General features: G+C 68.3%; 5 protein-coding genes. 2 read left to right on the top strand and 3 right to left on the bottom strand.

Annotated elements, in window-relative coordinates:
- Window positions 1-1,291: 1,291 nt before the first annotated feature.
- Window positions 1,292-1,543 (top strand): hypothetical protein, encoded by a 252-nt coding sequence (locus STBA_RS35180; protein WP_077063872.1) that lies wholly within the window; start codon window positions 1,292-1,294, stop codon window positions 1,541-1,543.
- Window positions 1,544-2,417: 874 nt separating this feature from the next.
- On the opposite strand, the gene STBA_RS35170 is transcribed toward STBA_RS35180, so the two are convergent.
- Window positions 2,418-3,020 carry a hypothetical protein gene (locus STBA_RS35170; RefSeq protein ID WP_077063870.1) on the bottom strand — a complete coding sequence of 201 codons (603 nt, stop codon included), beginning with the start codon at window positions 3,018-3,020 and terminating at the stop codon, window positions 2,418-2,420.
- 290 nt (window positions 3,021-3,310) lie between these two features.
- On the opposite strand from STBA_RS35170, the gene STBA_RS35165 reads away from it, so the two are divergent.
- A complete protein-coding gene (locus STBA_RS35165; protein ID WP_143659657.1) occupies window positions 3,311-4,081 on the top strand; it encodes a hypothetical protein in 771 nt (256 codons plus the stop codon).
- Window positions 4,082-4,094: 13 nt separating this feature from the next.
- Here the strand turns inward: STBA_RS35165 and STBA_RS35160 are convergent, their stop codons facing one another.
- Both STBA_RS35160 and STBA_RS35155 read right to left on the bottom strand, forming a co-directional pair.
- Window positions 4,095-5,852, bottom strand: coding sequence for a hypothetical protein (locus STBA_RS35160; RefSeq protein ID WP_253195317.1), 1,758 nt, complete (start codon window positions 5,850-5,852; stop codon window positions 4,095-4,097).
- 195 nt (window positions 5,853-6,047) lie between these two features.
- Entirely contained in the window at window positions 6,048-6,287 is a 240-nt protein-coding gene (locus STBA_RS35155; protein ID WP_077063868.1) for a hypothetical protein, read from the bottom strand.
- Window positions 6,288-6,348 lie beyond the last annotated feature (61 nt).

The following is a 6,348-nucleotide window of genomic DNA, read 5'->3' as shown; positions in this document are numbered from 1 at the left end:
GGGGGCGGAGCGGCTGGCGCCGCTATTTGAATTCCTTTCGGAATTCATGCCCACCGGAATTCGCCTTCGGCGAATTCTTGGGGGGTTTATGTCGAGCCCCTTCGGGGCTCTTGGTTGGCGTGTTTTGAATTCCCTGTCGGGAATTCTTGGGTGTTGGGGTGGTGGGGTTTTGCTCTCCTTCGGAGAGCGGGAATTCCCTTTTAGGGAATTCGGGTGGCTGGGTGCGCCGCGCCGTTGGCGGGCGCCAGGGTGTGGTGGGGGTGGGTTGGGTGGTGGGCCCCTTCGGGGCTGAGGGTGTGGGGTGCATCGGTTGATGGTGTCATGTAGGTTTCTGGTTTTCAAGTGGGTGCCTGACCTGGGTGTTTGGGTGCGGGTGGGGTGTCTCGGGGAGGGCCTGGGTGGGAAGTGGGGCGGGCCTTCGGCCCGTGTGGTGGGGCTGTTCGGTGGGGTGGTTTCCGGGGCGCTGGCGAGGGTTATGCGGGTGGATTATCCGGGGTGTCTTGGTGGTCTTGTCGGGGTTTATCAGGTGCGGCTTGGATTCTCGTTCTAGGTGGGACTGACCACTGTATCAGAATGCCCGATGCGACTTTTATGGGGCCGCTTCAAGAATTGCGAGCGGCGCGGCCGGGATTGCTTGCAGCAGCGGTGTGTGGTGGCTCCATCTAGTGCGCGTCAGGAATGCTGACCTGACGTGATTTCAGATATGGCTTTTCCTGGCGGAATAGGCCGGGGAAATTCAGCCGGACCGCCTCCGGCGGACCGCCAGGCGCCGCGGCCAGCGTCGGCGGCGAGGGCCAGGACGACGTCCACGACCGTCCCCGCCGCCGGGACTGCCGCAGGCAGCAGCTCGGGGAGCTCGAGGAAGGAAGGGAAGGGCCAGGCCTGCCGCCCCCCGGCCGGGAAGCGGGGGGCGAGCTGGCGGCCCGCCAGGGCGAGGACGACGCCGACGTCGGGGCCGCCAGCGCGGCCGCGGCGCCGGCAACGAGGACGTCGACGGCGAGCAGGGCCCGGGCCAGCCCGACGAGGGCCAGCGCAGGCAGGTGCGAAGACGGCTTGCAAGCCAAAAACCCCCAGCTCCAAGCCCCACGGCAGCGCCAGACGGGACGGAGCCCCGGCCCAAACACCAGCCGACAGCAACGGCGAGCACAACCCGTTTCCGCGCCATCGACTCGCTAGAGGGGTACCGAGGACGCCGGAGCGGATCACACGCGAAGCAAGATTCATTGCCGGTTCCGGCCCTCTCATCCCGCCAATACACGTGGACGAACCCCACCGACACAAAGGACCGGTCATGCCGACATACCCCGGACACGCCTACGACTTCAGCGACCGCATCACCGCCGTCCTGCGCGGCCTCACCGAGAACGAACAGACCGTCGCCCTCGCCTGGGCCACCACAGGCGACTCCTGGGAGAACGCGGCTATCGACGCCGGACTGCCCGCCACCCACGGCGAACGGGTGCGGCGCAAGCTCAAGCGCCTCGGTACCCGCCACATCTCCCGAGCCACCGCAGCCGCCGACACCACCGGGCGACGCCGGTGAACCTCCTCCTCGCCTCACTGCCCGACTTCCTCGGCGGCCTGGCCGCCCCCCTCACCCTCACAGCCGGCCGCTGGGCCTTAAAAGCCCTCCGCAGGCGCCGCACCGAACCCAGGCCCAGCGACAGCCCGTAAACCAGCCCTATATCCCCACCGCCCGGCTTGCCGCCCTCAGCGCCGCCAGCTCGCATCTGAGTAGGCAGCGCTGTCGCCGGGCAGGTTGGATCCGTCGCCCCCGCGAGAGGAGCCAAGTGTCTGAGCTGCCACCGCTGTTGAGATCAGTCCTTGCCGCGATAACGGAAGCCATGCGGGCAGAGGGCTGTACCAACGAGCAGATAGAGGGCGTCCAACAACGCCTCACGCAGGGCTCAAATAACGGCCCCGTACACCGCGCGGATCGCCTGTACTCACGGGTGCGCAGCACACGTAGCCGCTGGGACCCGTCAGAAACGGTCGCCTTCTTCCGGGAGATCGGCGACAGGATCCATAGCCGGGACGTTCCCCAGATCCACCAGGAACTCATTGACCGCCACCCCGACGTGCAGTACGCAGCTCGGCCCGAGTGGGCTCTGGAAATGACGAGGTAAATCATGACGAACGCCTCGCCTCGCCCCTGATCCACCTCGGCGAGGCGTTCGTCATGCACAGAGTCAGGCACGGTGGCTGAGACCCTTGGCTGGCGAGCCGGGGCAGACTCGAGCCGGACGGGACCAGGAGCACGAACAAGACCAGCCCCCACTAGCACCCGGGCACATCGCCCTCGCCGGGCCGGTCACAGCAACCGCGGATGAACGCCGGCACCTCAGTTGCCGGTCCAGGATGAGGGCTGGTGAACGGCCCTCCAACAGCCTGCTGGAGGGCTGAAGCCTCTCGTCCCCTCACTCGCCGTCTCCGGCTTCGGACGGCGCGGGAAATGGGCCAAGGCCAGCCAGCAGTACGAGCGCGTTACGGAACCCAGCGAACTCACCGCTGGCGCCCTCCGCCCGGACAGAGCCTAGATCGGTGCCCGCCAACAGACACTCGACGTCACCTTGAACGAGGACACCAGCGGTGACCGCACCGATCCGAATGGGAGTGTCGTCCTGCAGTCCCTCCAGTGCGCGCCGCAGCTCGCCGACGGTCAGCGCGGGATGCTGGCCGGGGGAACCCTTGGGGATGTCGAACTCGTAGGAGTGCCGACCCTCATGATCACGCGGCAGGGTGCAGGGTTCTGATTCGACCAGGGCCCGGTCCACGGAATCGGCGGGGCAGGGCAGGTGGGTAACCAGTTCCCGGGCTGTGGAATGCCAGCGCAGCCACCAGGTGCCATCCGCTGTGGTCTGGGCATGGGCCCAGTGCCACGACCCTTCGTGACCGCCCTCCAGTTCGCACCAGGTGAACCTCTCCAGCTCGTCCGTGCCGAACGGCAGCCGAGCCAGGCGGCTGTACTCCCCGACCGTCAGCCCGGTGGCTACCGGACAGCCCGTACGCATCATCACCACAGTCAGCTCATCTCCCCAATCGGCTCAGTGATAGCCATGCCAGTCATCCTGGCGCAGCCAGGCACTCGGATGCGCCGGCTCCCATGAACTGGCCGCGCCCCGCCTTCCATGGTCTTGCGCCCCGCCCGGTGGGTGCCCCACCGTGAACGATGGCTGACAGATCGATGTGGCAGCCACTGCCTCGGAGTGGGGGGATTGTCTTGCCGGGCGGGCGAGTGCGGCTCAGCGGCGGTGCCGCGTGGCAGATCGACTTCCGTCGCCGGACCACTGGCCGGCCGACGCTCACGGCCATGGACATCGCCTCCATCCGCCGCACGCTGAACGGCACGCTCACCGAACTTCAGCGGGCGATCGACAACCACACGGTGGCGGAGGCCGCCAGCTTGTACGAACTCGCCTGGAGCCAGGCCGCGCAGGCACCGCCGAGCAAGACGAAAGAGCAACGCGCCCAGCTGAAGGTCTTCAAGGAGATCCTGGCTTCCCCAGAATGGCGCGAGGAGGAACGACGCCAGGCGCGCAGCGAACGGCCGAAGGCGAGACCGGCTCCCGGACGGCCTGCGGTCCCGAAGGCACGGCCGGCGGCTGACACGGTCCCGGAACGCCGCAAGACGGTCTGGTCCTCGGATGCCGAAGCAGCAACTCCCCGCACGCCCCGACCGGCACCCGCCTTGGGCAGGCCAGCCCGGGCCAAGGCCCCGGCGCTGCTCGCTACGAGCCGGTTGTGGGAGCTCGCGACCGACCTTCGGCCGCTCCTCGAACAGACCGCCCGCGCCCGCGCCACCACCAGCTGGCCCGCGATCCGCAAACACCTGCCCGGGCTCCCCCGCCTGCACCCCGACGACGAAAGTATCCTGCTCTGGCTCGTCGACGAGGAACGCGAAGCCGGCGAACCGCTGCTGTCCGCGCTGGTCACGATCCGCGACAGGCAGATGAACCCGCGATTCCCGCAGATCGCGCAACAGCTCGGCCTTCCCACCGGCAGCACCCGGACCGAGCAGCAAACCGCGTGGAGCTACGAAGTCCTGAAAGCGCACCAGCACTGGCGTCACCGCCGGGCATGACGCTCTTCGGCCGTCACGCCATTGCTTCAGGCCGCGGCTTTTTGAGCTGGGTGAACGTCTTGGCCCGCTCGACACGTGAGCGGTGTGGTCCACCTGGTGTCCTGCACCGCTCGCCATCGCCTTGGCCGCAGTCGGGGCAGGTGACCTCGTACACCCGCCACGGGCGCGTTCTCTTCTGCTGGGCCTTGCGTTCGTCCACGATCAGCTGCAGGCGCTCGTTGTGGGGCACGTTCCGCACTTCGCCGGTGCGGGCCTCGTCGTCGATGACGCAGTTCTCGCCTTTGCCGGCCTGGCAGCGCGGGCAGCTGCTCTTGTACCAGTGGCGTCGTGCCACCTGAGCGTGCAGGGGTCTGCGCTGCGTCCTGCGCCCGGCCGGGGCGCTGGCTGCCGGTGCACGAGCCGAAGTCGGAGTCGGTGTCCCCAGGCCCATACGTGCCGTCCAGGCAGCGATCTGGGACTTCTCATACGTCCCAAGGAGCTCACCCGCCTGGGCGGCCGCCTGGATGATTTCCTGCACCAGCAAGCGGAGTTCCGTGGCCGACATGTCGAAACGGCGGCGGCGGCGGAGGTCTGAGAGCAGAGCCTTCACGCGGTCGGCGGCGGCGGAGGCGACAGCGTCAAGGTAGTCGGCGGCCGTGCCGACGATGTCGTCCTCCTCTTCGGTCCGGTCGTGGCTGGCGGTGGCGTTGACCCGGATCAGCAGCACACGAGCTTCTTTCGTCTGTCCGCCGGCCACCGCGTCGGCGAGGCGGGAGAAGAGGTCACGGCGGACTTCGGCCTGCTGGCCCAACCAGTCCTGCGCGTCAGCCACTGCGGCTGTCAGCTGCTCCTTCAACTCTGCGTCCAGGCCTGTGACTGCGGCGATGTCGCGGCACACCCTGGTCACAACGACGACGGCCTCCACCTTGCGGGCATCGGCCAACTGCCGCAGCAGGAACCGCGCCCGCCCCTGCGGGTCCGGGCCCTTCCGAGGCTTCTTCGCGGGCCAGGCTCGGGCGGGCCGTGTGGTGCGCTCGCGGACGATCCGCTCCACGGCCGGGGTGGACAGGCCGCGGTCGGTCATCTCGCAGTCGTCCAGGGCGAACCACTCGGTGGGCCGTGCGAACGCCTCGGTGCCGATCCGGACCCGTCGGGCGGCCCCTTCGCTGTCCAGCCGGATGCGGTGCACGTACCAGCGGCGGATCAGGGTCTCCGAGTCCACCGGAATGGCCACTCCCAGCACGGGCTCGCTGCCGTCCTGATCCCACACCGGCGGCGTCGCCCGGTCCAGATGCACGCGAAGGACGCCGCGCGGGGAGAGGATGTCCACCACCGAGCCGATCGGCACCCCGTCCTGCCCGGCGAAGCCGATGTCGACCCGCTCCCCCTTGTCCCGGAACCAGCTGGCGGCCGCGGACTTCACATACAGGTGATCCGCGCTGGAGACGCCACGGGCTCGGCGTCCGCACTCGCGTGCCATCCCGTCCGGGCCCGGGTGGTGAGCGAAGTGGCATACCCGGTCGGTGTAGAGCTTCGTCGTCAGCTCACCGCCGCAGCCGCCGAGCAGCAGCCCGCACCAGAACGTGTCGCGCTCGTACCGCCGGCGGAAAGTTTCCAGCTCGATGGCCTCCAGCGGCAGCATCAGCGGCTCCTCGGAGCCCGCACTGCCCAGAACCGCGGTCTGAATCTGCCGCCCGTCACCCCGCACGAACCCCACCTTTCGTCCCAATCCATCATGGCAACCGAGGTGCTGGTTGCGCAGTCGATCGCAGCTTTCACGTCCCGTCGTCACGCGAACCAGGACTGGTGACGCCGATCGCCAGCGCGGACGGATCCGACGCGGTTCCGTCACGCCAGGCTGGGCAACGGGATGCCTCACCGTTCAGACAACCCGGTGAGGTACTCCATCCGAGCGAGCAGCCCTCGACCATGCCCCGGGTGCGGCGACCATCGGCCGCGCCTGCGCCGAGGGAATCATGGCGCTACGTCACTGCGCTGGGAGCTTGCGCGTCAGCTTGGTCATGGCGCCGATGAGCGCATCGATGCCCTGACCGAAGAGGGATGTCCGTGCAGAGTTCTGCTTCAGCGCGGTAGTGAGGGCGAGGGTGGCGTAGGTCTGGGCGAGGGAGGCCGCGATGGCTGGATCGTCCCCGGCGGCCTGGGCTCGTTTCGCCCACGCACCGGCCAACTTCTCGTAGTACTCGATCAGTTCCGTCTGTGTCGCCATGACGACACAGTAGGTCTCCTACCTGCGGCCCGCAGTGCGAACCGAGATGCGCCATGCGCCG

The organism is Streptomyces sp. MP131-18 (genome assembly GCF_001984575.1).
GTDB lineage: Bacteria > Actinomycetota > Actinomycetes > Streptomycetales > Streptomycetaceae > Streptomyces > Streptomyces johnsoniae.
The sequence above is the reverse complement of the archived record's forward strand: the minus strand, read 5'-3'. Positions and strand labels throughout refer to the sequence as shown.

Excerpts from the sequence above, each read along its gene's own strand:
- STBA_RS35165 (WP_143659657.1), top strand. The coding sequence starts at position 3,311 with ATGGACATCGCCTCCATCCGCCGCACGCTGAACGGCACGCTCACCGAA.
- STBA_RS35155 (WP_077063868.1), bottom strand. The coding sequence starts at position 6,287 with ATGGCGACACAGACGGAACTGATCGAGTACTACGAGAAGTTGGCCGGT.
- STBA_RS35180 (WP_077063872.1), top strand. The coding sequence starts at position 1,292 with ATGCCGACATACCCCGGACACGCCTACGACTTCAGCGACCGCATCACC.